The sequence below is a fragment of the Thalassotalea insulae genome (genome assembly GCF_030161395.1).
Lineage (GTDB): Bacteria > Pseudomonadota > Gammaproteobacteria > Enterobacterales > Alteromonadaceae > Thalassotalea_E > Thalassotalea_E insulae.
The window spans coordinates 735,506-762,041 of the sequence record NZ_BSST01000001.1; the positions used below are offsets into that span (position 1 = coordinate 735,506).

General features: G+C 40.4%; 23 protein-coding genes and 1 other RNA gene. 9 read left to right on the top strand and 15 right to left on the bottom strand.

The annotated features are described in order from the left end of the window. Positions 1-23: 23 nt before the first annotated feature. A complete protein-coding gene (locus tag QQK06_RS03485) occupies positions 24-1,034 on the bottom strand; it encodes a LacI family DNA-binding transcriptional regulator (RefSeq protein WP_284243214.1) in 1,011 nt (336 codons plus the stop codon). 339 nt (positions 1,035-1,373) lie between these two features. Here QQK06_RS03485 and QQK06_RS03490 point away from each other — a divergent pair, with 339 nt between their 5' ends. Genes QQK06_RS03490 through QQK06_RS03515 form a run of 6 tightly spaced genes read left to right on the top strand, consistent with a single transcriptional unit; the run spans position 1,374 to position 11,774 of the window. After that, on the top strand, positions 1,374-3,713 hold the full coding sequence (locus QQK06_RS03490) for a GH92 family glycosyl hydrolase (RefSeq protein ID WP_284243216.1): 2,340 nt from the start codon (positions 1,374-1,376) through the stop codon (positions 3,711-3,713). A 23-nt stretch (positions 3,714-3,736) separates the two neighbouring features. Next, positions 3,737-4,996 carry a sugar MFS transporter gene (locus tag QQK06_RS03495; RefSeq protein ID WP_284243217.1) on the top strand — a complete coding sequence of 420 codons (1,260 nt, stop codon included), beginning with the start codon at positions 3,737-3,739 and terminating at the stop codon, positions 4,994-4,996. Then, positions 4,993-5,970, top strand: a complete 978-nt coding sequence (locus QQK06_RS03500; protein WP_284243218.1) for a carbohydrate kinase family protein — start codon at positions 4,993-4,995, stop codon at positions 5,968-5,970. The genes QQK06_RS03495 and QQK06_RS03500 overlap by 4 nt, the downstream gene beginning before the upstream one ends. Before the next feature lie 15 nt (positions 5,971-5,985). Further along, positions 5,986-7,215, top strand: coding sequence for an AGE family epimerase/isomerase (locus tag QQK06_RS03505; RefSeq protein WP_284243219.1), 1,230 nt, complete (start codon positions 5,986-5,988; stop codon positions 7,213-7,215). Between the two features lie 15 nt (positions 7,216-7,230). Further along, positions 7,231-9,519: a GH92 family glycosyl hydrolase gene (locus QQK06_RS03510; protein WP_284243220.1), complete on the top strand. Its 2,289-nt coding sequence runs from the start codon at positions 7,231-7,233 to the stop codon at positions 9,517-9,519. A gap of 2 nt (positions 9,520-9,521) precedes the next feature. Then, entirely contained in the window at positions 9,522-11,774 is a 2,253-nt protein-coding gene (locus QQK06_RS03515; RefSeq protein ID WP_284243221.1) for a GH92 family glycosyl hydrolase, read from the top strand. Between the two features lie 55 nt (positions 11,775-11,829). On the opposite strand, the gene QQK06_RS03520 is transcribed toward QQK06_RS03515, so the two are convergent. The 11 genes from QQK06_RS03520 to QQK06_RS03570 form a co-directional block, all read right to left on the bottom strand. Next, the gene (locus QQK06_RS03520) at positions 11,830-12,159 is read right to left on the bottom strand and encodes a YbaB/EbfC family nucleoid-associated protein (protein WP_284246562.1); all 330 of its coding nucleotides are present in this window, start codon (positions 12,157-12,159) and stop codon (positions 11,830-11,832) included. Between the two features lie 63 nt (positions 12,160-12,222). Beyond that, entirely contained in the window at positions 12,223-14,496 is a 2,274-nt protein-coding gene (gene dnaX / locus QQK06_RS03525; protein WP_284243222.1) for a DNA polymerase III subunit gamma/tau, read from the bottom strand. Between the two features lie 9 nt (positions 14,497-14,505). Further along, positions 14,506-15,051, bottom strand: coding sequence for an adenine phosphoribosyltransferase (apt, locus tag QQK06_RS03530; protein ID WP_284243223.1), 546 nt, complete (start codon positions 15,049-15,051; stop codon positions 14,506-14,508). 56 nt (positions 15,052-15,107) lie between these two features. Then, positions 15,108-15,491: a response regulator gene (locus tag QQK06_RS03535; protein WP_284243225.1), complete on the bottom strand. Its 384-nt coding sequence runs from the start codon at positions 15,489-15,491 to the stop codon at positions 15,108-15,110. A 25-nt stretch (positions 15,492-15,516) separates the two neighbouring features. Further along, the gene (locus tag QQK06_RS03540; protein ID WP_284243226.1) at positions 15,517-15,639 is read right to left on the bottom strand and encodes a hypothetical protein; all 123 of its coding nucleotides are present in this window, start codon (positions 15,637-15,639) and stop codon (positions 15,517-15,519) included. A gap of 168 nt (positions 15,640-15,807) precedes the next feature. Further along, positions 15,808-17,064: a tetratricopeptide repeat protein gene (locus QQK06_RS03545; RefSeq protein ID WP_284243227.1), complete on the bottom strand. Its 1,257-nt coding sequence runs from the start codon at positions 17,062-17,064 to the stop codon at positions 15,808-15,810. Positions 17,065-17,069: 5 nt separating this feature from the next. After that, the gene (locus QQK06_RS03550; RefSeq protein ID WP_284243228.1) at positions 17,070-17,681 is read right to left on the bottom strand and encodes an energy transducer TonB; all 612 of its coding nucleotides are present in this window, start codon (positions 17,679-17,681) and stop codon (positions 17,070-17,072) included. Between the two features lie 4 nt (positions 17,682-17,685). Continuing rightward, positions 17,686-18,087, bottom strand: a complete 402-nt coding sequence (locus QQK06_RS03555) for an ExbD/TolR family protein (RefSeq protein ID WP_284243229.1) — start codon at positions 18,085-18,087, stop codon at positions 17,686-17,688. Positions 18,088-18,099: 12 nt separating this feature from the next. Further along, the gene (locus QQK06_RS03560) at positions 18,100-18,624 is read right to left on the bottom strand and encodes a MotA/TolQ/ExbB proton channel family protein (protein WP_284243230.1); all 525 of its coding nucleotides are present in this window, start codon (positions 18,622-18,624) and stop codon (positions 18,100-18,102) included. Beyond that, positions 18,624-19,973 (bottom strand): MotA/TolQ/ExbB proton channel family protein, encoded by a 1,350-nt coding sequence (locus QQK06_RS03565; protein ID WP_284243231.1) that lies wholly within the window; start codon positions 19,971-19,973, stop codon positions 18,624-18,626. The genes QQK06_RS03560 and QQK06_RS03565 overlap by 1 nt, the downstream gene beginning before the upstream one ends. Next, positions 19,973-20,752, bottom strand: coding sequence for a DUF3450 domain-containing protein (locus QQK06_RS03570; protein WP_284243232.1), 780 nt, complete (start codon positions 20,750-20,752; stop codon positions 19,973-19,975). The genes QQK06_RS03565 and QQK06_RS03570 overlap by 1 nt, the downstream gene beginning before the upstream one ends. Positions 20,753-21,406: 654 nt before the next feature. On the opposite strand from QQK06_RS03570, the gene QQK06_RS03575 reads away from it, so the two are divergent. The 3 genes from QQK06_RS03575 to QQK06_RS03585 all read left to right on the top strand — a co-directional run bounded on the left by QQK06_RS03575 (position 21,407) and on the right by QQK06_RS03585 (position 23,169). Next, complete coding sequence (locus QQK06_RS03575) at positions 21,407-22,183, top strand: TSUP family transporter (RefSeq protein ID WP_284243233.1); 777 nt, start codon at positions 21,407-21,409, stop codon at positions 22,181-22,183. Positions 22,184-22,196: 13 nt separating this feature from the next. Then, the gene (gene priC, locus QQK06_RS03580; RefSeq protein ID WP_284243234.1) at positions 22,197-22,802 is read left to right on the top strand and encodes a primosomal replication protein PriC; all 606 of its coding nucleotides are present in this window, start codon (positions 22,197-22,199) and stop codon (positions 22,800-22,802) included. Between the two features lie 103 nt (positions 22,803-22,905). Further along, positions 22,906-23,169: a late competence development ComFB family protein gene (locus QQK06_RS03585; RefSeq protein WP_284243235.1), complete on the top strand. Its 264-nt coding sequence runs from the start codon at positions 22,906-22,908 to the stop codon at positions 23,167-23,169. Here the strand turns inward: QQK06_RS03585 and QQK06_RS03590 are convergent. The 3 genes from QQK06_RS03590 to ffs form a co-directional block, all read right to left on the bottom strand. Then, complete coding sequence (locus tag QQK06_RS03590) at positions 23,166-23,858, bottom strand: PilZ domain-containing protein (RefSeq protein ID WP_284243236.1); 693 nt, start codon at positions 23,856-23,858, stop codon at positions 23,166-23,168. The two genes, QQK06_RS03585 and QQK06_RS03590, sit on opposite strands and share 4 nt — an antisense overlap. A 221-nt stretch (positions 23,859-24,079) precedes the next feature. Next, positions 24,080-25,975 (bottom strand): family 16 glycosylhydrolase, encoded by a 1,896-nt coding sequence (locus QQK06_RS03595; protein WP_284243237.1) that lies wholly within the window; start codon positions 25,973-25,975, stop codon positions 24,080-24,082. Positions 25,976-26,362: 387 nt separating this feature from the next. Next, positions 26,363-26,459, bottom strand: an RNA gene (gene ffs, locus QQK06_RS03600) — signal recognition particle sRNA small type. Positions 26,460-26,536 lie beyond the last annotated feature (77 nt).

Genomic DNA, 26,536 nt, shown 5'->3' on the forward strand with positions numbered 1-26,536 from the left:
CTTAAAGGCTAGGTTAGATGTTACTAACGAGTAGCCACCTGACCACTACTCGCTCTTTCTAACAAGCGAAACGGCAGTATTTCTCTGTCTCTAAGTAAGGTTTTATTTTTAATTTGCTGCAATACCACCTCAACCGCTGTACGGCCCATTTCATAAGCTGGTTGATCTATGGTGGTTAATGGCGGATCGATATAGCCAGAAACTTTAATGTTATCAAAGCCAACCACAGAAATATCATCCGGCACCCTTAGCCCGTGCTTTTTAATTTCATGGATCGCACCGATGGCAATATCATCGTTAAAACAGAAAATTGCTGTTGGACGATTAGGGTTGGCTAACAGTTCGCGCGCGCCAGTTTCCCCCGCTTCAATACTATATTCACCACCAACGACTAGGCTGTCATCAAGCTCAATGGCTTCTTCTGTTAACACACTTTTAATACCGCCAAGTCGGTCGCGATAGATTTGACTTTCCTTTTGGCCACAAATAACGCCAAAGTTCTGATGACCATAGCTGACTAAATGATTGGCGAGCGCCCGACAAGCAGAGTAGTTATCCAACTCAACTACGGGGTATTTTTTATCAGCAACAATACGCTCACAAACACTGACCATAGCGACGTTTTCGGCTAAACGTTCGTCGTTTTTAGAAAAAGGAAAAGAATGATCTAAGTGAATCAAGCCATCGGCACGGTTCGATAATACCATGCCGGCATACTCATGTTCTCGAGCAGGATCCCCCTGAGTATCTCCTAACAATACTGAGTAACCACTTTCTTGTGCTGCTTGCTCAATGCCCTGAATAATCTTTAAGAAAAATGGGTTTGATAAATTAGGAACTAAGACAACTAGTGAGTTTGACCGTCCAGTTTTAACGCTTGATGCAAGCACGTTCGGTCGGTAGCCAGCTTCGGCAATTGCTTTAAAAATACGTTCACGGGTTTTAACATTCACCATGTCAGGGTTTTTAAGTGCCCTTGAAACTGTTGCCGTAGAAACACCGGCAAGTTGGCAGACTTTCTTAATTGTTGACATTGTCCAATACTGTCCCAAAAAAATTAATAACCAAATTTTAGAATTAAAATGTAACCGATAACATATCCATCAAATTATCAACATATAATCTGACATATACTCGTGATAAATTCTATGCCTATGTTTAATAAATTATCAGCAATATAAAAGAATTAGCACTAAGCATATAAGAAATTCATCATTTAGATAGCAAAATGGCTATTGAATAAAACAGATCCTTAGTATAACCTGTAAAAACTGCAATCGATTACATACAAGTAATTAGTGTAACATTACAGCGATTAAGCAACAATAAAATTGTTAGTAACACGATATATATCAACGGGTGAACACTTTATAATGAAAAAGTTTACGTACTTAATTCCAATATTTTCTCTGGCGCTTGGCGCATGTCATCATATTAATGAGTCAGAGCGACGGCCATTTAGCAGCCAAAACATCAATATTGTCGGCGATGATTTAGTGCAATATGTTAATCCATTAATGGGCACTGATTCCAAGTTCAGTTTATCTAACGGTAACACTTACCCCGCCATAGCGACACCTTGGGGCATGAATTTCTGGACACCGATGACGGCAAAAATGGGAGATGGCTGGACCTATAAATACCCAGACAATACCATACGGGGTATAAAACAAACTCACCAACCTAGTCCCTGGCTAAACGATTACGCCGCATTCTCACTTATGGCAGTCACGGGAGAACTCAAGTATCAGGAAGATGAGCGTGCTTCCTGGTTTTCCCATAAAGCAGAACAAGCTAAACCTCATCATTATCAAGTTTATTTAGCCGATTATGATGTTACCGCAGAAGTTACTCCCACCACGCGGGCGGCGCATTTCAAATTTACTTTTCCAAAAAGCGAACAAGCTTTTATAACCTTAGATGCTTTTAATAAAGGCTCTATGGTTAAAATTATTCCTGAGCAGCGAAAGATCATTGGCTATGCCCGCAATAACCATGGCGGCGTTCCTGATAATTTTCATAACTACTTTGTCGCCGAGTTTGATAAGGACTTTGAGCTTACTCATACCTGGGGCGACGAATGGACATTGGTAAAAAACTCAACGGAAAATCAGGGCGATCATGTTGGTGCAATTATTGGCTTTAAAACCAATAAAGATGAAACCGTTCATGTCAAAGTTGCTTCTTCCTTTATTAGTCTAGAACAAGCGCAGCTCAACCTTGACCGAGAAATTGGCAGCGATAATTTTACCACGACCTTAAACAAAGCACATCAGGCTTGGCAAAGTGAATTGGCGCGCCTGCGTATTGAAGACAGTAATATTGATGAAGTACGTACTTTCTATTCAACCTTATATCGGGTGCTGTTATTCCCTCGTAAGTTTTATGAATATGACCAGAGTAACCAAATCGTCCATTACAGCCCTTATAACGGTGAAGTTTTACCCGGTTATATGTTTACTGATAACGGCTTTTGGGACACTTTTCGCGCGGTATTTCCATTTTTCACCTTAATGTATCCATCAATGGACGCTCAAATCATGCAAGGGCTCGCCAATACCTATAAAGAATCCGGCTGGTTACCGGAATGGGCCAGCCCAGGTCACCGAGGAGTGATGATAGGGTCAAATTCGGCAGTCAATATTGCTGATGCCTATATTAAAGGGATTCGTGATTTTGATATCGACACCTTATATCAGGCAATTATTAAAAATGCCACTGTCGAACAGGGTCGACCGGTCAGCTCTGTTGGCCGTGAAGGCGTCAATTATTATAACCAACTCGGTTATGTACCTTACGATGTCGGCATACATGAGAATGCCGCCAGAACGCTTGAATACGCTTTTGCTGATTTTAATATCGCGCAGCTGGCACAGGCCTTAGGAAAAGAGGACGATGCTAAACACTATCGTGAAAAAGCGTTTAATTACCAACACTTATTTGATCCACAAAGCAAATGGATGCGTGGTAAAAATCAAGATGGCAGCTTTCAAAGCCCTTTCAACCCGTTAAAGTGGGGAGATGCATTCACCGAAGGCAACAGTCTGCATTATACCTGGTCGGTATTTCAGGACATTGCCGGATTAAAACAGCTAATGGGAGGCGATCAGGGCTTTATCGATAAGTTAGACCAAGTATTCGCGATGCCGCCAATATTTGATGACTCTTATTACGGTTTTACCATACATGAAATAAGAGAAATGCAAATTGTCAATATGGGCAATTATGCTCACGGCAATCAACCCATCCAGCATATGTTGTATTTATATAACTATGCTAATCAGCCATGGAAGACTCAAACCAAGGTCAGAGAAGTGATGGATAAGCTTTACGCAGCAACACCTGACGGTTATGCCGGCGATGAAGATAACGGTCAAACCTCCGCCTGGTACGTGTTTAGTTCACTTGGTTTTTACCCGGTAACTCCCGGTACCACTCAATATGTCATTGGTAGCCCGCTGTTCGATAAAGTCACCATGACCTTAGAAAATGGCAAACAATTCGTCATCAAAGCGAGTAATAACTGTGCAACAAACCACTTTATCCAGTCAAGCAAACTCAATGGTAGAAGTTTTAATAACACCTGGCTCGATCATCACGCTATCCAAGCAGGCGGTACACTAGATTTTACCATGTCAGCAACGCCGAATAAGCAGTGGGCGACTAGTAGCGATGCAGTGCCCTACTCACTATCAAGTACAAATAACCAATAACTTATAACTATTAAGGCAAGACTATGGCAGGCAATATTCCGACAGCGGAAAACCTTAAAATATCACAAGCAACAAATACTAAGTTCGCTTTTATCGCAATGACAACCTTGTTCTTTATTTGGGGTTTCATCACGGCACTGAACGATATTCTGATCCCGCATTTAAAAGCGGCATTTGAACTCAACTATACCGAAGCCATGTTAGTGCAATTTTGCTTTTTTGGTGCCTATTTTATTATCTCTCCATTTGCTGGGAAACTGATCGAAAAAGTAGGTTATCAAAAAGGCATTATCATAGGTTTATCAACCATAGCGGCAGGCTGCCTCTTATTTTATCCGGCAGCAGAGGTAGAAATTTATCTAGTGTTCTTACTAGGGTTATTTGTCCTTGCCAGTGGTATCACAATTTTACAGGTATCCGCTAACCCTTATGTGGCGGTATTAGGTGATGAACAAACCGCCGCCAGCCGTTTAAACCTGGCACAAGCGATTAATTCATTAGGACATACTTTAGGGCCGATATTTGGCGCAGCATTAATTTTTGGCGCAGCTGCAACAGCAATAGAAGCTAGCGCCGTGCAGCTGCCATATTTGATTTTAGCAAGTGTCATGATAATTGCTGCGGTTGTATTCTATAAAATAAAGCTGCCAGTGATCACTAGCGTGGAAAATCCAGAAGCGGCAGAGAAAACCCATGACTCAATTTTTAAACATCCACCACTCGTATTTGGCACCTTAGCAATATTTCTATACGTGGGTGCGGAAGTGTCTATCGGGAGCTTCTTAGTAAACTTTTTTGCAGAAAGTCATATCGGTGGCCTTAGTGAGCATGAAGCGAGCAAAATGGTGTCTTATTACTGGGGTGCAGCCATGATAGGCCGCTTTATCGGCGCAGCGTTAATGCGAGTGATTAAGCCGGCACTGTTACTAGCAAGTAACGCCGTGATCGCTATTTTATTGATCAGCTTAACTATTAACAGTGATGGACCGGTTGCCATGTGGTCAATTTTAACTGTCGGTTTATTTAATTCGATTATGTTTCCGACTATTTTTACCTTAGCAATAAAAGGCTTAGGACCTCTTACTGGTCGAGGCTCAGGATTATTATGCCAGGCAATTGTCGGCGGTGCTGTGATCCCGATGTTTCAAGGAATGGCGGCAGATGCCAGCTCAGTGCAGGCAAGCTTTATGGTACCGGCATTAGCCTATTTATATATCGCCTGGTATGCCCTTAAAGGCGCGAATAACGAAAATAAGCAAAAAGTGGCAGAGGTGAACGTATGAAACCGGTGTTATGTTTCGGTGAAGCATTAATTGATTTTTTAAATACCGATAAACAGCAAGACGGGCCACTCACCCTGAATAATTACCGGCAATATCCTGGCGGTGCACCAGCCAATGCAGCCGTTGCGGTCGCTAAACTAGGTGGTAAAGCCTACTTTGCCGGTCAGGTAGGTGCTGACAGTTTCGGCAATTTTCTCGAACAAGCATTACTAGCCTATCAGGTAGATACCCGTTTTTTAGCAAAACATTCAAGTGCGAAAACCGCGTTGGCCTTTGTCACCCTTGATCAACAAGGTGACAGAAGTTTTGCCTTTTATCGCGATAAGTCAGCCGATGTACTATTTTCAACAGAACAAATCAGTGATCACTGGTTTAATGAGCAACCGATATTTCATTTTTGTAGCAACACCTTAACTGATGATGACATTTGCATTACCACTAAAACGGCAATTAAGAAGGCTAAAGCACAACAGTGTATAGTCAGTTTTGATGTCAACCTGCGTCATAACTTATGGCCTAAAGGCGCCGCCGATATCACGCGGGTTAATGAACTGGTGTCGATTTCAGATATCATTAAGTTTTCTAAAGAAGAGTTAGATTACCTCGCACAAGGAAAAACAGATAGCTACCTGCAATCTTGTCTCGATCATGGCGTCTCCGTGATCCTAGTAACCGATGGCGAATATCCTATCGATATTTATACCGCCGATGTTCAGCAAAGAATTACCGCACCAAGCGTCGACGTTGTCGACACCACAGCGGGTGGCGATGCCTTTAGTGGTGCCCTGCTGTTTGCAATGAGTCAATTAGCTCAACCTCAATTGGCATTAACTTCAATGACAGTACTAGCCAAGCTGGTGCAGTTTGCCTCTTATTGTGGAGCCTATGCCGTAACCTTGCCGGGAGCATTTCCTGCATTACCGAAATTTGTCGATGTACAGAACCATTGGCCAACAGAGCTTTATCAACGCTAGTTTTTGGAGAACCTGATGCAAATATCAAACAATATCGCCCCTAAAGAGCATGCCCCGTTTTATAGCCGTGAATTTTTACTTGAGCATGGCCAATCAATACTTAATTTTTATCATAACCGGGTCATTGATAGCAGTGGCGGCTATTATCAAAATTTTCTCGATGATGGTCAGCACTTTGATGCCGAATTTCGCCAGTTAGTCAGCAGTACCCGCATTATCGTCAACTATGCCTTAGCCAGCATGGTTTATCAAAATGAAGACTATCGAGCGATGGCAAAACATGGCCTTGATTATGTTGAGCAAGTGCACTGGCAACAAAACAATTACGCCTGGACGCTAACCAACCATCAGCCATCAGATATGACTCAGCAGGCTTATGGTTATGCCTTTGTTTTATTAGCCTATGCGGCGGCGAAAAAGGCCGGACTGATCCAGTCAAATAAAGCATTACTCCACACCTATCAGCTATTAGAGCAACGTTTCTGGCAAGATAAATATGGTTTATACGCCGATGAAATAAGCGCAGACGGTACATTGAGTGACTATCGTGGACAAAATGCCAATATGCATTTATGTGAAGCGATGATTGCTGCCTATGAAGCAACAAGTGAACAATTATTTTTAAATCGCGCCATGGAAATTGCACAAAATATTGCCGTGCGCCAAGCAGATTTGACCGATGGCTTAATTTGGGAGCATTACACCACAGAGTTTTTCCCTGACTGGGAATATAATAAAGACGATCCAAAAAACCTTTATCGCCCCTGGGGCTTTCAACCAGGACATCAAACAGAATGGACTAAATTACTGTTAATGTTAAATCGATATCAACCACAGCCTTGGTTAGTCGAACGTGCTAAATCATTGTTTGATCGCGCTTATCAAACCGCATGGGACGAAAAATATGGTGGCTTAATCTATGGTTTTGACCCACAAGGTCAATGCTGTGACGATGATAAATACTTCTGGGTGCAGGCAGAAAGTTTCGCTGCGGCTGCTATGCTATATCAGGTCACGGATGAGCCACAATACTTAACAAAATATAATGAACTGTGGCACTACTGTTGGCAACATATGGTAGACCATCAATATGGCGCTTGGTTTCGTGTGTTAAAACGCAATAACAGCAAATATAGTGAGCAAAAAAGTGCTGCTGGCGCTAAATGTGATTACCATACCTTAGGCGCCTGTTTTGAAGTGCTACGCGTACTAGGTGATAGCCAGCTAAACCTTAAACATCAATAACTGTTAGTAATATCGATGAAATACCTGCAGAAAAAACTACTGAGCAAAGGCATAACAACATTATTGCTCACCATCACAGGATTAATGCCATTGCTAGCGACTTGCCAGCAACATAAGACTATGTCAAAAAGCACGCCTTCTTTGCTCTCTTATGTTGATCCTTTTATCGGTACTGCCGGTAAAGGGAAAACCTACCCTGGTGCGACACTACCTTACGGTATGGTGCAGTTAAGTCCAGATAATGGTCGCAATGGCTGGGATTGGATCTCCGGCTATTTTTATCCAGATAACGTAATTGCAGGTTTTAGTCATACCCACCTGTCAGGCACAGGGGCTGGTGATTTATATGATATTTCTTTTATGCCATTAGCCGGACCAACAAAGCAGAAAGTGCTGGATCAGGTAAATCCGCTGCCGGTTATTTATTCGAGCTTTTCCCATGATAACGAACAGGCTACCCCAGGCTATTATCAGGTTTTTTTAACCGACTACCAGATCAATGTCGAGCTAACCGCGGGCTTAAGAACGGGGGTGCAAAGATATACTTTTGCCAAGCACACACAAACCGGCCAGGTCAAATTGGACCTTAATTATGCCCGTAACTGGGATAAAACCATCGCGACCGAGTTAATAATCATCAATGACCACACTATCGCAGGTTATCGTAAATCAACCGGCTGGGCTAAAGATCAACGAGTCTATTTTTACAGCGTATTTTCTCAACCCTTTACCATGCATACTGTCAGCCACGCTGACAACCAAAACACTAGCAGCAATAACAGCGACAAACATTATCAAACAAGCGGTCAACAAGGACTAAGCGCACTATTTGACTTTAACCTTAAGCAACAAAAACAAGTGCTGGTAAAAACCGCTATTAGCTCAGTGAGCATCGAAAATGCCAAGCAAAACTTGTTAACCGATGGCCTACAAAGCAGTTTTACTGACTATCGCCAGCGAGCAGAAAAGCAATGGAAGCAAGCATTAGCTAAGGTAAAAGTGACTGCCGAGCATGACAATATGGTGCAATTTTACACGGCACTCTATCATTCTTATTTAGCACCTCGAGTATTTTCAGACAGTAATGGCCAATATAAAGGTCCGGATGGCAAGATTCATCAAGCAACTCGATCACCTCGCTACTCCTTTTTCTCATTATGGGATACTTTTCGTGCGCTACACCCATGGAAAACCATAACCGATACCGAGCATAGTAAAGCCATGATGATGTCACTGATTGCTCATTATCATGAATACGGTCTGTTACCTGTGTGGAATTTTCAGGGCAACGAAACCAATATGATGATGGGCTATCATGCGGTGCCCGTACTGGTAGATGCCTACCTTAAGAGAATTATTTCCGAGCAGGATATCAACAGTGAACAATTGTTTAACGCACTGAAAAAAAGTGCAATGCAAAATGACTTTGGTATCGATTCATATAAAGCACTTGGTTATGTTCCATTTGAACACGGCAACTGGAACGTCTCACTAACGCTAGAATATGCCTTTGATGACTGGAGTATTGCGCAAATGGCACAAGCATTAGGTAAAATCCAAGACGCGAAATACTTTACTCAGCGCGGGCAAAACTATCGTCAGCACTTTGACCCAGCTACCGGCTTTATGCGCGCTAAAAGCCAAGCTGGTGTTTTTAAGAGCGGCTTTGATCCGCTTGCCTATCACCCTGAAGACTACTGTGAGGCCAATGCCTGGCAATATAACTTTTTTGTTCCTCATGATATTAAAGGATTGATCCAGTTACATGGCGGAAGAAATAAATTTGCCAACAAGCTAGATCAAATGTTTAGCACCAAGCAGCAATTAAACGATAAAGGTGAGTTACCAGAATGGATTTCAGGCTATATCGGACAATATGTCCACGGTAATGAGCCGGCACACCATGTCCCCTATTTGTATCAATACACTGGACAAGGTCATAAAACCCAGCAGCGAGTACGCCAAATTATGGCAGAGCTTTATAACACAGCGCCAAATGGTCTTGCAGGTAACGAAGATGCAGGACAAATGTCAGCATGGTATATGTTCAGTGCATTAGGATTTTACCCAGTAAATCCTGTTGCTGGTGAATATGTACTTGGCAGCCCAGAAGTTGCGCACGCACAAATCAAACTACCTGACAACAAAACATTCACCATTATTGCTAACAACCAGTCAGCTGATAATATCTATGTCAAATCAGTAACCTTAAACGGTCAACCTTATTCTGCTATTACCATAAGCCATCAAGATATTATGGCCGGTGGCACACTTATTTTTAATATGACCTCGGAAGTTCACTAATTATGCGTTTTTTATTTATAGTGCCACTATTATGCTCGTTGTCACTAGCGGCAGAGCATGTCACTCAATATGTTAATCCTTTTATTGGTACTTCTAATTTTGGAGCGACTCACCCCGGCGCTCAATATCCTCATGGCATGGCGTCAGTAGCGCCATTTAATGTTGCATTTCGCGCAGGACAAGAAAACAAATTTGAAAAAGACCAAGCGTGGAATTCGCGCGTTTATATTCATGAAAATAAGTTTTTAACTGGTTTTAGTCATGTCAATTTAAGTGGCGTTGGTTGCCCTGACCTCGGCAGTATTTTACTAATGCCAACCACAGGGGCATTAGAGTTTGACGCAAAAAAATATGGCTCCACTTATCATAACGAGCAAGCATCACCTGGATACTATCGTACTACGTTAGATAAATATCAGGTTGATGTCGAACTCAGTAGTACATTACGTACTGGCATCAGCCGATATACTTTTCCTAAAGGACAATCACACATTCTACTCAACCTAGGACTCGGCCTAACCAATGAAACTGGCGGTATGCTAAAAGTCGTTTCAAACAGTGAAGTGGAAGGCTTTAAGATGCTCGGCACCTTTTGCTATCACTCAGAAGATGTTCGCCCAGTATATTTTGTTGCCAAGTTAAGCAAAGCAGCAAAAACCGCTGGTGCCTGGAAAAAAATGCCTAAATACCAAGGCGTAGAAGCAGAATGGATCGGTTATGACGATAACTATAAACCATATAAAGATTATCGTCAGGAGGTTGCTGGTGATGATATTGGTGCCTACTTCCAGTTTGATACCAATGAACAAGAAACTATTACCGTCAAATTAGGGATTTCTTACGTCAGTATAAAAAATGCTCGACAAAACCTTAATGCCGAACAACCAGGTTTCGCCTTTGAGCAAACGAAAGATAAGGCACAGCAACAATGGCAAAAGCTATTAAGCCGAGTTCAAGTGAAAGGTCAGCCAACAAAGAAAACTATTTTTTATAGCGCGCTCTACCATAGCCTGATCCACCCTAATATTATTCAGGACATTAATGGCGATTATCCGCTGATGGGGCAACCCGGTATTGGCAACACTCAAGGAAAAAAACGCTATAGTGTTTACTCGCTCTGGGACACCAATAGGAACTTGCATCCACTACTGAGCCTACTTTATCCCGAAATACAATCAGAAATGGTTAACTCCATGGTGGCAATGGCCAAAGAAAGTGGCTGGTTACCAAAATGGGAATTATTAGGGATGGAAACACAAGTCATGGTTGGTGATCCCGCAACAGTTGTTATCGCCGATAGTTACCTCAGAGGCATACAAGACTTTGACGTTATTGCCGCATATGATTACGCAAAAAAAGCGGCATTAACGCTAGACAACAATCCGTTACGACCAGAAAACAAGCAATACACCCAACTCGGCTATGTTCCTGTAGATGATGAAGGCAAATGGGATGGCAGCGTTTCAACCAGTTTAGAGTACTACATTGCTGACTGGAATTTGGCACAATTGGCTAAAGCACTTGACCGCCCACAAGATCATCAGAGGTTTCTGCAACGAGCTAAAAATTATCAAAAACTCTTTGATAGTAAAACAGGCATGCTCAGACCTAAATATGCCAATGGTCAATGGTTTAGCCCTTATGATCCACAGCTGGGTCGTAACTTTGAACCAGCGCCTGGTTATATTGAAGGCAATGCCTGGAATTACCGCTTTTATGTGCCTCATGATATACCCGGTTTGATCAACTCGCTTGGAGGCGATCAAAACTTTATCAAACAGTTAACACAAACCTTTACCACAGATAACTTTGATATGGCGAATGAGCCGGATATTACCTATCCATTCCTATTTAACTATGTCAAAGGAGAGGAATGGCGCAGTCAGCAAAAAATTAATCAGTTGATCAGTACACATTATCACAACAGTCCTGAAGGAATTCCAGGCAACGATGATGCCGGCACTCTTTCTGCTTGGCTCGTATTTAGTATGATGGGGCTTTACCCGGTATCTCCCGGCGATATGAATTATGCTCTGGTAACGCCTTCATTTGATGAGATCAGTATCCAACTTAATCAAGCATACTATGCTGGACGAACGTTAACCCTCAAAACGCAGCAGCCACCTCAACAGGCGCCCTATATTGATAAAATGCATCTTAATAAGAGAGAACTGAGCGATTATTTCATTAATCACCAGCAGCTTGTCAGCGGCGGTGAGCTGATATTTACGCTAACGAGCAAAGTAAAAAAATAACAATAAAAAAGCTCAAGAAATAACTTGAGCTTTTTTATCTATTAGACAGTACAATCTAAAACGGCATTTTCATTCCTGGTGGCATTTGCATCCCACCGGTTAATGCCCCCATTTTTTCCTTATTGACTTCTTCAACACGTCGAACCGCATCATTGAAAGCGGCTGCGACTAAGTCTTCCACCATTTCTTTATCATCTTCCATCAAGCTTTCATCGATTTCGACGCGGCGCACACTATGGCTACCTGTCATGGTTACTTTAACCATGCCTGCACCAGATTCACCAGTGACTTCCATATTAGCGATTTCTTCTTGCGCTTTCGCCATTTTTGCTTGCATTTGCTGGGCTTGTTTCATTAAGTTGCCCATGCCACCTTTCATCATAATAAATACTCCAAAATGTTGTTGCCGCCAAAGATAGAGCCTAATGCGCTAAATTTCAAGTAACAGTTAGCGTGCAACGATAGTTTTCTCATCTAATTCCGCCTGAAATTGCTGTTGTAAAGCAATGACAAACTCATCATTTAATAGTAATTCTTTCGCATAATCATAACGCTTATCATTGATATGACTTTGAATTTGCGCAGGATCAGCGACGGTTTGCTCGACCACTTTAATTTCCACCTGCATCGGCCGGGCAAAATATTGTGAAACAAACTGTTGTAACTGCTGGTGTGCCGCATCTGACTTTAAATGCTTTGTTGATTGATTCAATAATAACACTAATGAATCAGACTCGGGATCTCCTTCAATGGTTGCATTCAGCGCCAATTGCCTTAAACGACCATTTAACGCCATCGCATCTATCATGTTGGCCCATTTATCCACTTGATTCGCTTTTTTGATCACACTTGGATCAATAATCTCAGGCGTAAACTGATCTGGTACCAATTCGATATCCGGCACATCTTGCGCTGGCTTTTTCACTAACGGTGTTTGTTGCTTATCTTGACGCGCTTCGGCGTCTTTAGGCTTTTTTCCGCTTTGCTCCAAGGCTTTTTTTCGACTACGCAACATATTGCGATTCGCTAAAATCGCCTCAATCCCTGTAGGATTTTTCGTTGCTGCGATATCCGAGTTCTGCATTGAGTTATCAGCTGACGAAGTGGCACCAGGCTCAGCAATTGCATGTTGCTCATTTGCATGTTGTGAACAGAACTCTGCTTGCTGATGTTCATGCTCAACCGTTGACTGCTGTACTACTTCAACTTCAGGCTCATCACTTGCCATATCAGCCATTTGCTGTTCAGGCTGATTTAACACCGGCGGTTGCTGTGTTGGCGCTTGGGCGCTCTGCTGCTGAGCTTGCTCTTCTATTGCGAGCATTTCTTGTGTCAGCTCATTCGATAGTTCAGCTTGCTGTTGTTCCGTATCAATCACTGGAGTATTTGACGGTACCTGAGTAACACTAGTGGTTTGTTCTTCTGATTGAATTACATCTACCGAAGACAGCTCACTTTCATCTTGAATCGCCACAGGTGCCTGACTTTCTACACTCGCACTATTAGCGGTACTTTCATCAAGCGCTTTTTCACCCGATGTGTCCTGATGAGAGATATCAGTATCAGGCAGTTCAATATCATCAAAAGAGACTGGAGTTTGACTTTCAAGTTGTACTGTCTCATCGATTAAAGGTCGAGTCTGAGGCTTAAAGGCAAGTAAACGCAATAACACCATATCAAATGCTGCTTGTTCATCTGCCGCATAAGGTAAATCCTTTCGACCATTGACGGCTATTTGATAATATAGCTGCACATCTTCTGGTGACATCGACTGGCAAAACTTCTCCAGTAATTGATTATGCTCAGGTGATAAATCGAAATGGCTACCTACTACTTGTGCCATCGCAACTTGATGAAGTAATTGAATTAACTCAGCGAGTAAACGCCCATAATTAGGAGCGTATGAAGCTATTTCCAAGGATAACGCCATCAACCCTTTTGCATCTTGCTTAAGTAGCAAGATTAAAATCTTATAGATCCAATGATGATCAACACCACCTAGCATCTGCTGAACATTAGCAGCGATAATATGACCTTGTCCCTGAGCAATCGCTTGATCTGTTAAACTAAGCGAGTCACGCATACTGCCCCGCGCAGCTTTTGCCAATAAGCTAATTGCCAACTCGTCAAACTCAACTTGCTCTGCGGCCAAAATGGTTTTAAGTTGCTGTGATATTTGCACCACCGAAAGCGCTTTAAGATGAAATTGCAAACAACGAGATAAAACAGTTACCGGCAACTTTTGAGGGTCTGTAGTGGCAAGAATAAATTTAACATGCTCAGGCGGTTCTTCCAGCGTTTTCAGCAAGGCGTTAAAACTACTGCGCGAGAGCATATGCACTTCATCGATAAGATAAACTTTGTATCGACCTCTGCTCGGTGCATATTGTACGTTATCAAGAATTTCTCGAGTGTCATCAACCTTAGTGCGAGAAGCAGCATCAATTTCCAATAAATCGACAAAGCGCCCCTGGTCAATATCAAGGCATGCCTGACACTCGCCACAGGGCTCCGCCGTGATCCCTTGTTCACAATTTAAACTTTTAGCAAAAATTCGCGCTATCGTAGTTTTACCGACACCGCGGGTACCGGTAAATAAATAGGCATGGTGCAACCTTTGTTGCACAATGGCGTTAGTTAAAACGGTAACAACATGTTCTTGCCCCATCAACTGCTGAAAATTTTTCGGCCGCCATTTTCTTGCTAAAACTTGATAACTCATTGCGAAATGTTACTCACCATCATATTGTAGTAATGCCGTTACCTCTAACCCTAAATCAGCTAACTTATTTTCTCCACCTAAATCAGGCAAAGAAATAATAAATGCTGCATCAGTAGTTTCTGCACCTAATTTACGGATCAATTTAGTGGTTGCCTCAATTGTACCGCCAGTTGCCAATAAATCATCGATAATTAACACCTTGTCATCGGAAGTTAAGGCATCTGTGTGGATTTCAAGTGTATCGGTGCCGTATTCTAATTGGTAATCCTGTGCATGGGTAGCACGTGGCAATTTGCCAGGTTTTCTTACCGGAACAAAGCCTAACCCCATTTTTAAAGCTAATGGCGCACCAAATAAAAAGCCTCTGGCTTCAGTACCCACAATTTTAGTAAAGCCTTTATCGCTAAATTTATCTGCCAATAGCTGAATAGTTAAATGAAAGGCTTCTGCATCATCCAAAATTCCGGTGACGTCTCGAAACAAGATCCCAGCTTTTGGGTAATCTACGATAGTATGAACAGCGTTTTTTAATAAGGTAATTTGACTTGTTTCCATGTTTAACAATGTAATTCTAAAACGATTGCTAAAGAATAATAGAAAACGGGCAAAGATTATAGTGACTGACAGAGAGTATTTGCAGGAAGTAGGGAATTTATTGCTTGATAGAACAAATCTTGGTCTATCGGTTTCGATAATACCGCATCAAATAGCGGATATTCTTCAAGCGCTTCAACTTCGGATAAGTCTTGCGTTGAAATAAATAAAACCGGTGTACCGCTAGTTAATGATTTCGATTTAAGATTCTTAACAAGCTGTACACCATTCATCACAGGCATTAAATGATCAACAATAAATAAATCAAATGAAGCTGTTTGTGCTTTTGTAAACGCATCCAAGCCATTTGTCGCCGTTTGTACTGTCGCGCCAATAGACGTTAACAGCTGAGTAAGTAACTTAACGACAGATTCTTTATCATCTACAACCAATACATGCATCTAATATTCTTCTTATTATTAATAATTAACTTAAAACAGTTAACCAGCCCATTAACATTGGCAATAATGGCGCGGCAATTAGCGCAGTTAACGCAGCAAATAAATGACGCTTTGATGAGCTATCTTTAAAATCTTCATGATGTGACATCTTTAACTTTCCAATAAACTACAAAATGAACGGCGCGAATTCTAGCCCATTTGCTTAGTTATAGATAGTATTTTTTGATCCAGATCAATATAAGGCCATAGATAGCGTTAAAATGCAGGCATAAAAAAACCAGTCAAAAGACTGGTTTTTAATACAATAACTACGCAATTAAATCGACTTACCTTTACGTTTGGCAGTGTCTTTAATATAGCTAACCCATCCCTTCGCGCTTTTGCGAGTTTTTGGATCTTTCATTGCATTTTGAATTGCCGCATAAGCTTGTTTGTAGTTACCTAAGTAAAAATGAGCTTCTGCAATACTCATGTAGGTTCTACCTTTGTTTTTTACACCAAGCTCTAATGCTTTTTCCAAAGCAACAACGGCTTTTTTAAACTGCTCATCCTGCGCTAATAAGCTTCCTTGTTTACTATAGTGCTTAGCTTCATTGGTCATTTTAGCCAATTCACCATAGTATTTCGCCGCTTTGTCAATATGTTGAGCCGCATGCCAGGCGTTAGCTAACCTTCCGATGTTTTGATCATCACGTTTCACTAAGCCTGAGGCGATGTGCTTCTCAAGTAACGTAGCCGCTTTATAAGGGATATTATTTTGCGCATATAAACTTGCTAACGTTTTAATCTCTGACTCTTTCTCAAGGTAACCTTGCTTATAAGCCAAATCTAACGTTGCCATGCCTTTTTTGTAATCTTCAATCAATAAATAAAAATTACCTAACTGTTTCCAAAATGCTTTTTCATCAGGAAAAAGTTGCACAGCTGTTTCAAGTACGCCAACCGCATTCTTATATTGTTTTCTTTCATAATACGAAGTCAATTTAAGAATGTATGGGTTTTTATTGTGCTTATCACCATAAGCTGCAATGGCTTTATCAGCAGGTTCAATCATCTTATTCAGACGCTTAAGTTCATAATTCGCATTGGCGATTTTCACCCAAGTATCACCATCAGATTTCCCGGTAAAGTCCATCCATGCTTGATAATTAACTAAAGCTTCTTCATATTGCTTTTCTTGCATTTGAAGATCGGCTAATAGCTTAATTGCCTCACCGTGGTCGACTTCATTTAAGACATCCGGTGCAATTGCTTTCTTTAAAAACTCAATAGCTTTAACTTCATTACCGTCAGTGGCATACATTACCGCAATAAAGCGATCAACATAAGCACGGTCATAAGTTTTAGACGCGTCAATATCAAGTAATAAAGCTAATGCACCAGGAATATCATCCGCTGAATACAACTCAAATGCCTTACCTACTTTTTTACCGACTGAAGGGCCAACTAACTGAGTTTTACGCTTTGGCTTTTCCGAATTAGCTTGTTCCGCCGCATCTGCAACGTTAGCGACAGGAAGCTGGACCAAAGTCAATGAAGCTAATAAAGCAACAGATGTTAACATCTTATTCATTTTGTCTACCCTCCCATCTTAAAGTCTAATTGAACCGTTAAACCAGGTCGACGCATAGGCTTACCATCAACAACTTTCGGTTTATATTTCCATTTACGTAATGCACGTTTGGCTTCTTTATCAAAGACCCGTTTCGGATCTGATTCAATCACCTCTACGTCTTCAACTCCACCAACTTCATTGATAGTAAAAGACAGTTTTACCCAACCTTCTTTACCATCACGAGCCGCTTGTATTGGATATTTAGGTTCAATACGCACGATTGGTGTTGCATCACCGTCTCGACCGAAGCCCGCACCTGGTGCAGAAATACCGGCATTAGCACCTGATAACTGTACACCTGGCATATTAAACGTTAATCCACCAGTATCAGTGTTAGTCTCTGGCTCTGGAGCCTGAGGCTTAGGTGGCGTTTTGGGCGGCGGTGGCGGCGGTGGCGGCACACGTCGTCTCTGCTCGGCGGCTGATTTAGGCGGCGTAGTGTTTACTTCAACCACAATATTTTCTAATTTTTCTTCTTCTCTTCGATCTCCACTGGAGATAAGAAAAGCCATAAAAGAAAATAAGGCAAAAGTAACAGCTGCGCCTAATAGTATTGATACTAATAAGCGAACCATATAACTACCCCTTAGCTGCAGCGATAGAAATTCGGTCGATGCCCGCTTCTTTAATTGCATCCATTACTTTGACAACCACACCGTGCTTAGCGTCTTTGTCCGCTTGAACAATAACTACTTCACTTGGTTGTTCAGCAAGTAACTTCTCAATGTTTGCCGCAACACGCTCAATATCAACACGACGCTTATCTAACCAAATTTCACCGGTATCTTTCACCGCAATGAAGATGTTAGCTGATTTTTGCTTAGACTGGTTCGCCGCTTTAGGTTTGTTAACTTCAATACCTGCTTCTTTAACAAAAGAAGTAGTTACAATAAAGAATATTAGCATGATAAATACGATGTCTAGCATCGGCGTCATATCAATTGCCGCTTCTTCGTCTTCACGAATACGTTTACGTGCCATTCTAATCTCTCTCTAGTGATGAGGTAAACTGTCAACCAGTTTAGCCTTTGCTAGTTTAACTTTCGCGTCTAATCTTGTACTAAAAAATACACCTGATAATGCCGCAACCATACCCGCCATTGTCGGAATTGTTGCCATTGATATACCTGATGCCATTAGACGTGGATTACCTGTACCTTGCTGGGCCATAGTTTCAAACACTGAAATCATACCCGTTACCGTACCAAGCAAGCCAATTAGTGGACACATAGCCACTAAGGTTTTAATCGTAATCATGTTACGTTCTAGTAATTCTGTCGTTTCGGAGATCCATGTATCTCTGATTCGATGTGCATACCATGAAGTTGTATCGCTACGTGCATCCCATTTTGCGATAATTTCATCGCGAATTGTAGGGTAAGTGGCTGCAAGGAACCAATAGCGTTCTACCATCATAATCCACATCAATAAGAGAGCAAAGGCGACAAAGTATAGTACGTTACCGCCAGTTGCAATAAAACTCCTGACAGAATCGATAAGCTCTATCAGGAATAACATTATTTAGACTCCTTCTCTGCAATAGCAGCAATTAAACCAGCACTTTGCTCGTCTAATTTATGAAGTACAGATTTACTACGACCAGCCACAATGCTGTGTACTAAAATTAATGGTAAGGCAGCGATTAGACCTAATGCCGTGGTAACAAGTGCTAATGAAATGTTACCTGCCATGATTTTAGGGTCACCAGTACCGAATAATGTAATAGTTTGGAAGGTCATAATCATACCGATAACCGTACCTAATAGACCCATTAATGGGGCGATAGCGGCAAACATCTTGATTAAGTTAATACCACGGTCAACAGTTGGTGTTTCACGTAAAATTGCTTCATCAAGTTTCAATTCTAAAGTTTCAGCATCGGCTTCTTTATTGTCTTGGTAAACTTTCAACAAACGACCTAATGGGTTGTTTTCATTTGGTTGAGATAAGTTTTTCTCTTGTGCTTTCATTTTTGCACTAACAGCACCCAGTACGATAATACGCTCAAGTGCGATTAACATACCTAACACTAACAGAATTGTAATACCATACCCAACTTCTTTACCTTCATGATAGAATTCCATCAAGGTTTTCTTACGTGTTTCTAACGTTAAAATAGCGCCACGAGAAGGGTCAAGGTATACCGGCGCAAAACCTGAAGTTTCACCAAAGAAGTCAGATGCAGTTCCGGCAATATAACCTGCAGGTTGTTTTGCTAATGGCTGAATTTGACCCATTTCGTCGTTGTAGTTCAAATAACCGTTTTCAGATACTAAGTTAAAAGTACCGATACGCGTCACTGATTCAGTTGATTTAGTACCGTCTAAGTTAGTCACTTCTGCAGTAAACTGAGAAATTTCACCTGATTGGGTCATTTCTGTTTGCAAAGCAAACCATAACTCTTCAAGTTGTTCTAATTCAGGAATCGCTTTTGCGTTAGCAATAGCATCTAATGCTTCACCACGACCTGGATATTGAGCACTTACGATTGAAGTGGCAATTTGACCGTATGCATCTGCGGCAGCCGCGCGACTCACACCAAACATCTCACCTAACGTACCTTTAGCATTATCTAACTCAACTTCTTTTTGCGCTAAGGTAATTTCATTTTGTGCATACTCTTTAGTTAAGCGCTTATTACGCTCTTGCTCAGCTTTTAATTGAGCTTTCGCTTTATTTAATAACGCTTGCTTGTCAGCACGCGCAGAAGTGAATTCTGCTTCACGCTTTTTATCAATTTTAGCTTCAGAAAGACGATCTGCCTTTACTTGCTTTAATAAGTCATTTAAATCATTAGCATTTGCTGAAGCAGCAATTCCTGCTGTCATTGAAGCAGCAAGCAATACATAATTAATTACTTTTTTCATTATTGGGCTCCCGCAGCAAAAACTGGTAGTTTAGTTAAATCTAAAGGCAATTGTTTACGCGCCATACGAATACCGTCAGTGATAGGTTTCGTATATTCATCACCTAACTCTTCCCACGCACGTGTTTGGTTATTCCAAACCCAAGAATGTTTATAATCAAGCGATTGAGCAACAAATGAAACACGGCCCATGTGTAAGAAATCAGCCGTTAATTTTTGGCCATCAACTTCAATTTCACCTTGGTAAGCAGCGAAAATAGTACCGTAGTTTGCTTCAATTTCATAAGCTTCTAATACTAAGCGAAATTGCTCTGAAACAGATACGTTTGAGTTACCCATTACATCGCGTAAACCTTGAATACGCTCACGACGCGCTTCAACGTTTACAGGCACATCTAACTCAACAAATTTTTCTAAGGTATCAATCATCTTGTACATTAACGGTACAACACCTTGCTTGGTTTTATCGATACCAGCAATTTGTTTTTCAAGTGACTTGATGTTGGCATTTTGATCATCAACCATACGCTGAACGTGATCATTATACTCACCTAAGATCTCAGCTTCATCGACAGTATTACGATACTCAGCTAATAAGTTGAGTGTTTGCTCATAAATATTATCGATTTTGCTTTGAGATTTTTGTGAAGCTTTAAATGTTTTAGCTTCTGCTTTTTGTAGATCAGTTAGAGCATCTGCAGCAGCGAAGTTGCTTGCTGTTAGTGCTAATGAGCCAATAATCGTCGATGCGATAAGGCTTTTTTTGCTTAATTTGGACATAGTTCCCAACCATTGCTATTGAATTTTGATAACAAAAATATTGTTAACGCAAATTTAATAATCTGCCATTTTTAAGTTTTAATTTCTCTAGAATAAAACCATGCAATATTCACAGACGACATTGTTTATGTCAACTGTACACAGTAAAAAGACAGTTAATTTAAATAAAAATTAATAAATTATCTAATAATGTAACATTTAAACAACAAGAATATATCTTGTGATTAAACCCATTGTTAGTAACACCCCTTTTATACCTACTGAATATTTGCTGCCTATGTTTTACTAATTCATTCGTAGTAAGTCAAATTTAATTACACTAACTCAAGCAGTGAAGTCGTCAAAAACCTCTCGTTATCAGACAACCAACCAAACCTGAATAAATATTCACTACTAATTAATTACCAATTATTACAAAGTGTTAGTTTGTATACTTACCCAAGAGTAAAAACTTTTATCTGTAACAAATAACGAATATTAAATAAAAATAAGGCAAATTTTTTATTCGCGCCAACTTAAACTGTAACAATATATGCACGTAAATTCAGATTAAAAAAACAACACCCCCGCCAAAAAAGAATTTGTTAGTTTTGTTGCCAGCGCTTTATGCTAAACTCCGCTCTCGTTTTTTGTAGCATCGGTTTCCTTTATTGCATGGATATAGTACTTGATATTAATTTATGGATAACGCTCTGCGGCGTAGGTTTTCTCGCCGGACTGATCGATGCTATAGCAGGTGGCGGCGGCATGCTAACTGTCCCGACACTACTTACAGCTGGGCTACCACCTCATATAGCTCTGGGCACCAATAAATTAGCGGCAACTTTTGGCTCACTAACCGCTTCTGTCACCTTTTATAAGAAAAAGCTTTTTAATGTCGTTTTTTGGCGCACCAGCCTAATATTTACGGCGATAGGCGCAACATTAGGCACCTTAACAGTACAATTTTTATCGGTAGATTTTTTAGAGAAATATTTACCCGTACTGATCATATCTACCGCTATCTATACATTAGCGGCGAAAAACACGATGCATCATAGCAAAGCACTGCCGTTAGCAAGTAAAACAACCACTCGAAAACAAGCAATACAAGGAGCCACTCTTGGTTTTTATGATGGAGTCGCAGGCCCTGGAACCGGGGCATTTTGGACTGCATCATCAAGTGCCTTGTATAAAATCAATTTACTCTATAGTTGTGGGGTTGCCCGGTGTAACAATTTCATCAGTAACTTTTGCAGTTTGCTGACCTTTATTTATTTAGGATATGTTAACTTATTATTAGGATTAACAATGGGCGTATTTATTATGGCAGGTGCCTGGGTCGGCTCACACTGGGCAATAAAGTTAGGTAATCAATTTATTCGTCCGGTATTTATTACTATCGTCATTCTTATGTCATGTAACCTGGCCTTTCAAGCCTGGTATCAATAGCTATGATTAGTATATGAACAAGCAAACATTACTCAGGCTAAAAGAGATAGTCAATGCTCTCTCAGTACAAGCGCTTGAAATTGATCAACACAATAAACAAAATAAAGCATTTAGCTTTCGTAAAGATAGTAATGTATTTTCAGAGGCTCTATTTAGCACTCATAGTGAATTTTTAACCCCTTATGTCAATGAAACCCTAAGCAAAATAAACGAGCTTGAAATACTGCTACAGCAAAATAAACGACAATTTGGCTTACAACGACTACAACACTTAGAACAACAAGTGTCGGCATTAATTAATGCGATAAAAGCAAATTCCACGCTAAATAAATCATCAGAGCAACAATTACAAGCCAGCAAAGAACGAAGATACAAACAAGCTGCGCAGCGAATGATGGCATCTAGTCAGGCATTACACCAAAAACTTGCAGAAACCTTTGAATTTGAACGCAGGTTACAAGTGATGCTAAATGACAAAGAAAGAGAACTTGGTAGTTCTACCGAGCAACATAGACAAGCAATTACCCAACAAATTTTAGTGTTGCATCAACGACTCGGGCGTTGTCGCCAGGCAATATCAAAACTAGAACGCCAAATAGAAATGAGTGAAAAACGCTAACTCACTATTTTTCTGAAAAAATTTCGATTTTCCAGCTGAAAAATATTCGCTTTTTTTATCATCTAGCGGTACGCTTAAACAAAACAATTATGTGAGGTTGAATATGAAAATTTCCGATGATATTCATAATTATTACGAGAAGCTAGTTGTTCAACATTTTGCTGCGCTAAAGTTAGAAGAAACCTATGATGCTGATTTTATGGCAGATTTGACTTGTGTAGTATTAAATCAACTGCCGACACGTTATATTCGCCATGAGGTAGATATGGCATTTTACTTACCGGCTTCAGAGCGATTTGAGATGGAAAGTAAAGTAAAAGTTGCCGTCAGCAAAGCACTAGAATTTATGAAGCAGCACCATGACTAAAGGACACTGGTATCGATAAACAAGTGTTCTAATAGATTAGCCACTTGTTTATCATTTTCTCTAAATTGAATACCTACATTTACCCTGCCTTTCTCATTACGACTATTACACACCTTAGCAGGGATCCGCATTTCACCAATGGCATAATGAGTAACACAAACAAACACTTCTCGTTGTTTTACATTAACTAACTGGCTTTCTGCTTTAAAAGTAAAGCCACAACCTTTTAATGATAAATCCGCAATAATGCCATTGATCTCGACATTACTTTGATTTGGCTGATTAAGAGAAATTGCTGCCGGCAAATGTGTAGTAATTCGTTGATGCGCCCTAAGCTGTCTATTCTCAATACGTTCAGGGTAGGTCAGAATAATAAACTTTTCCGGACTTTGGGTGATATTACGAATGGTCGCGCGAAAAGCAAAACAGCAGCCTTTATCCCCTTCTAGTAAATAACGAACAATAGCAACATTCCCTTCAACCAACACATCACTATAATCCGTTGCTTTTAGTACATTTGGGTACTTTAAGATAATGTATTTACCTATCTCATAGCCAACGAGCGATATTTTTAACCTCACTTGCACCGGATGATTAATTTGCAAATCAACAATTTTACCAGGTAATAATTCAAAAACATCGCCTAAGCTATCTTCTTTTTGCAACGTTGTTATTGCTAAATTGGCCATTGAACGTCCTTATTTTTATAATCGTTTTTAATATAAACAAGGTAGAAAATAATCACAATACTTTTCAATAACTAAGAACACACTTCATTTTTTAATATGTCATTCTAGCAATAACACTTTTTAATAAATAACGTAAAACGTCTCACAAACCGTAACCTTATAACGATAAAAAAAACCCTGCCGAAACAGGGTTTATAATATGATTAAGTTATTTTAAGCAATCACTGACATAGCCCTTGGCTTGACGAACTATTATGTACCAATGTCCCTGTTAAGGTATCTACACAAAAATTAACATCTACTGCTCCTCCAACAGATGTAGAAGTTAAAATACTCACTTCTCCATTACTGTCTGTTACTCCTGAAGTGACTTCATTCCAGGTACCAGAAAAAATCCCGGAAACTGTTGCTCCACTAACAGGCGTACCTAAATTATCCACAACAGTAACAGTTGCCTTGCCAAACTTTTGTCCTTTACCTGCACTCTGTGTTGTCGTAATAATATTGGCAACAGACATAGCGTTAGAAGTTTCGCCATTTGTTTCTGTTCCATACACAGCAAAATTATCAAGATAATAAGTATCACCGCTTAAAGCATTAGGATCGATAAGTAAAACAACACTATTAACATCATTATCACCAGTTCCACCGTCGATACGATCTTCTAAAGTAAACTTAAGTCGTTGCCAGGAATTTTGCACGGTAGTATGGGCGATATACTTCGAATGACGTCCTGTAGGATAATTGCTAGCAGTAGCTGTATTAGTATTTTCGAGCTGGATTAATATTTCAGTACCGATCGGTGCCGCAGTATAAAGATCAATATAGAATGCCTTATCACCCGAAATAAATGGAGCCACGTCTGTTAATACATTCGTATCTGCGGCAATGACATCCCACTGAGACGCTAAATCTCTTACATAACTTGCGACAGTTGGTGAGCTATTAATTGTATCCGGTGCAGGATTAACGGCAGATTGATTAAAATTTCCTGTCCAAGTCGAATAACTTACATTTTGGCTCATTTCGAAATCATCCAAAACTGTTTCTTCTGCTAGTTCTGGTGATACATGAACATCCATAACCAAATTCTCAGTACCACAACTATTAGTAACAGTAACAGATACTTGACCTTCGGTATTCCCCCAATTGACCGTTAACGAATTGCTATTTGATGTTTCACCTGTTGGCGAGCTCCAAACATATGAACCGCCGGTGCCCGCCTCATCGATGACGGTATAGGTATGGCTGGTATTAGGTTCGACAATATGACTGCCTGTTAATGAAGGTTGCCCAAAGTCATATACTCGCACATAATCAACTTCCATTGTTTGTGGCAACATACTATCGTCAACTACACCACCAATACTGCCGCCAACAGCAAGATTAAGTAAAAAATGATACTGGTTATTTTCAAATGTCCAATAAGAAGGGTCACTTAAGTCTGATGGCGTTTTCACAGAATATAAAATATCGTCCACATACCAACGCATTTCGTTAGGTTCCCACTCCACCGCATATTCGTGAAAATCAGCAGACCAACTATCTGGTTGCTTTAAAATGCGACCACTGGTCCATTCATTATCTGGCCAAGGCTGTCCATAGTGAAGTGTACCAAAAGCAAACATATCTGCTTGCCCCGTAGCTTCCATAATATCTATTTCACCACTAATCGGCCAAATATCAATTGGATCTGTGGGTAGCATCCAAAATGCCGGCCACATTCCTGTACCATTAGGTAATTTAATACGAGCTTCAAAACGACCATGAGTCCACTGCCCACCATTAGGCATATTGGCAGTACGGATGCGTCCAGAAGTATAACTCTTTGATTTATCCCGTTGCTTTTTTGCTGTAATAGTTAAAACGCCATTACTTACCGTATTATTTTCAACTTTGTAAGATTGTAGTTCATTGTTTCCCCAACCACACAAACCGATGTCACAACCATCCCCAGTCATCACTTCCCATTTAGTACTATCCAAAGATGTACCATCAAATTCATCTGACCATACAGGTACCGGATTTTGACATGTTGATGCGAAAACGGCACTGGAAAACATTGTTATTCCGGCTGAAAGTGCTAGCGAAAATTTATTATTTATTTTTAATTGCATTTTATACCTCATTTACTTATTTCAGAGGTTTGTCCCTTTCCTCTCCCCAAAACAGAAAGCGCTTCCAAATATTTATATTTTATTTGACAAAAATTAACTAAATCTAATTTGATTTGATAACTCTAGAAATTGGAAGCGCTACCAGTTTGAGTATTTTATTGATGAGAAATCAATCAATAACTTATAACTTTGTGCTATGAGATATATTGATAAATATTATTTCTGCCGCTAGTGTCACTATAAAAAATAGCTAGTGTTAGACAGAATGAGAGAGCTAAAATAGCCAAATAGATGATTAAAAGAAAAATGATCATTTAGCTTAAGCGACAAAAATTATTAACAAAAAAGTTGAAGTATTATATGAAAAGAATCGTGATTGGGTGGCAACCCAATCAGCCACACTCCGGCACATGAGTCGTCTGCTGCGGTTGCTTCCTTCCGGACCTGGCCGAGTTCACAGAGTATCATTGCGAAGGGACCAAAAGGGTCACCATAGAATTGCTAATCGAACTAGCGGCGTGATTATCGCTAATCGAGATAAGCGATGCAAGTAGTTACTGA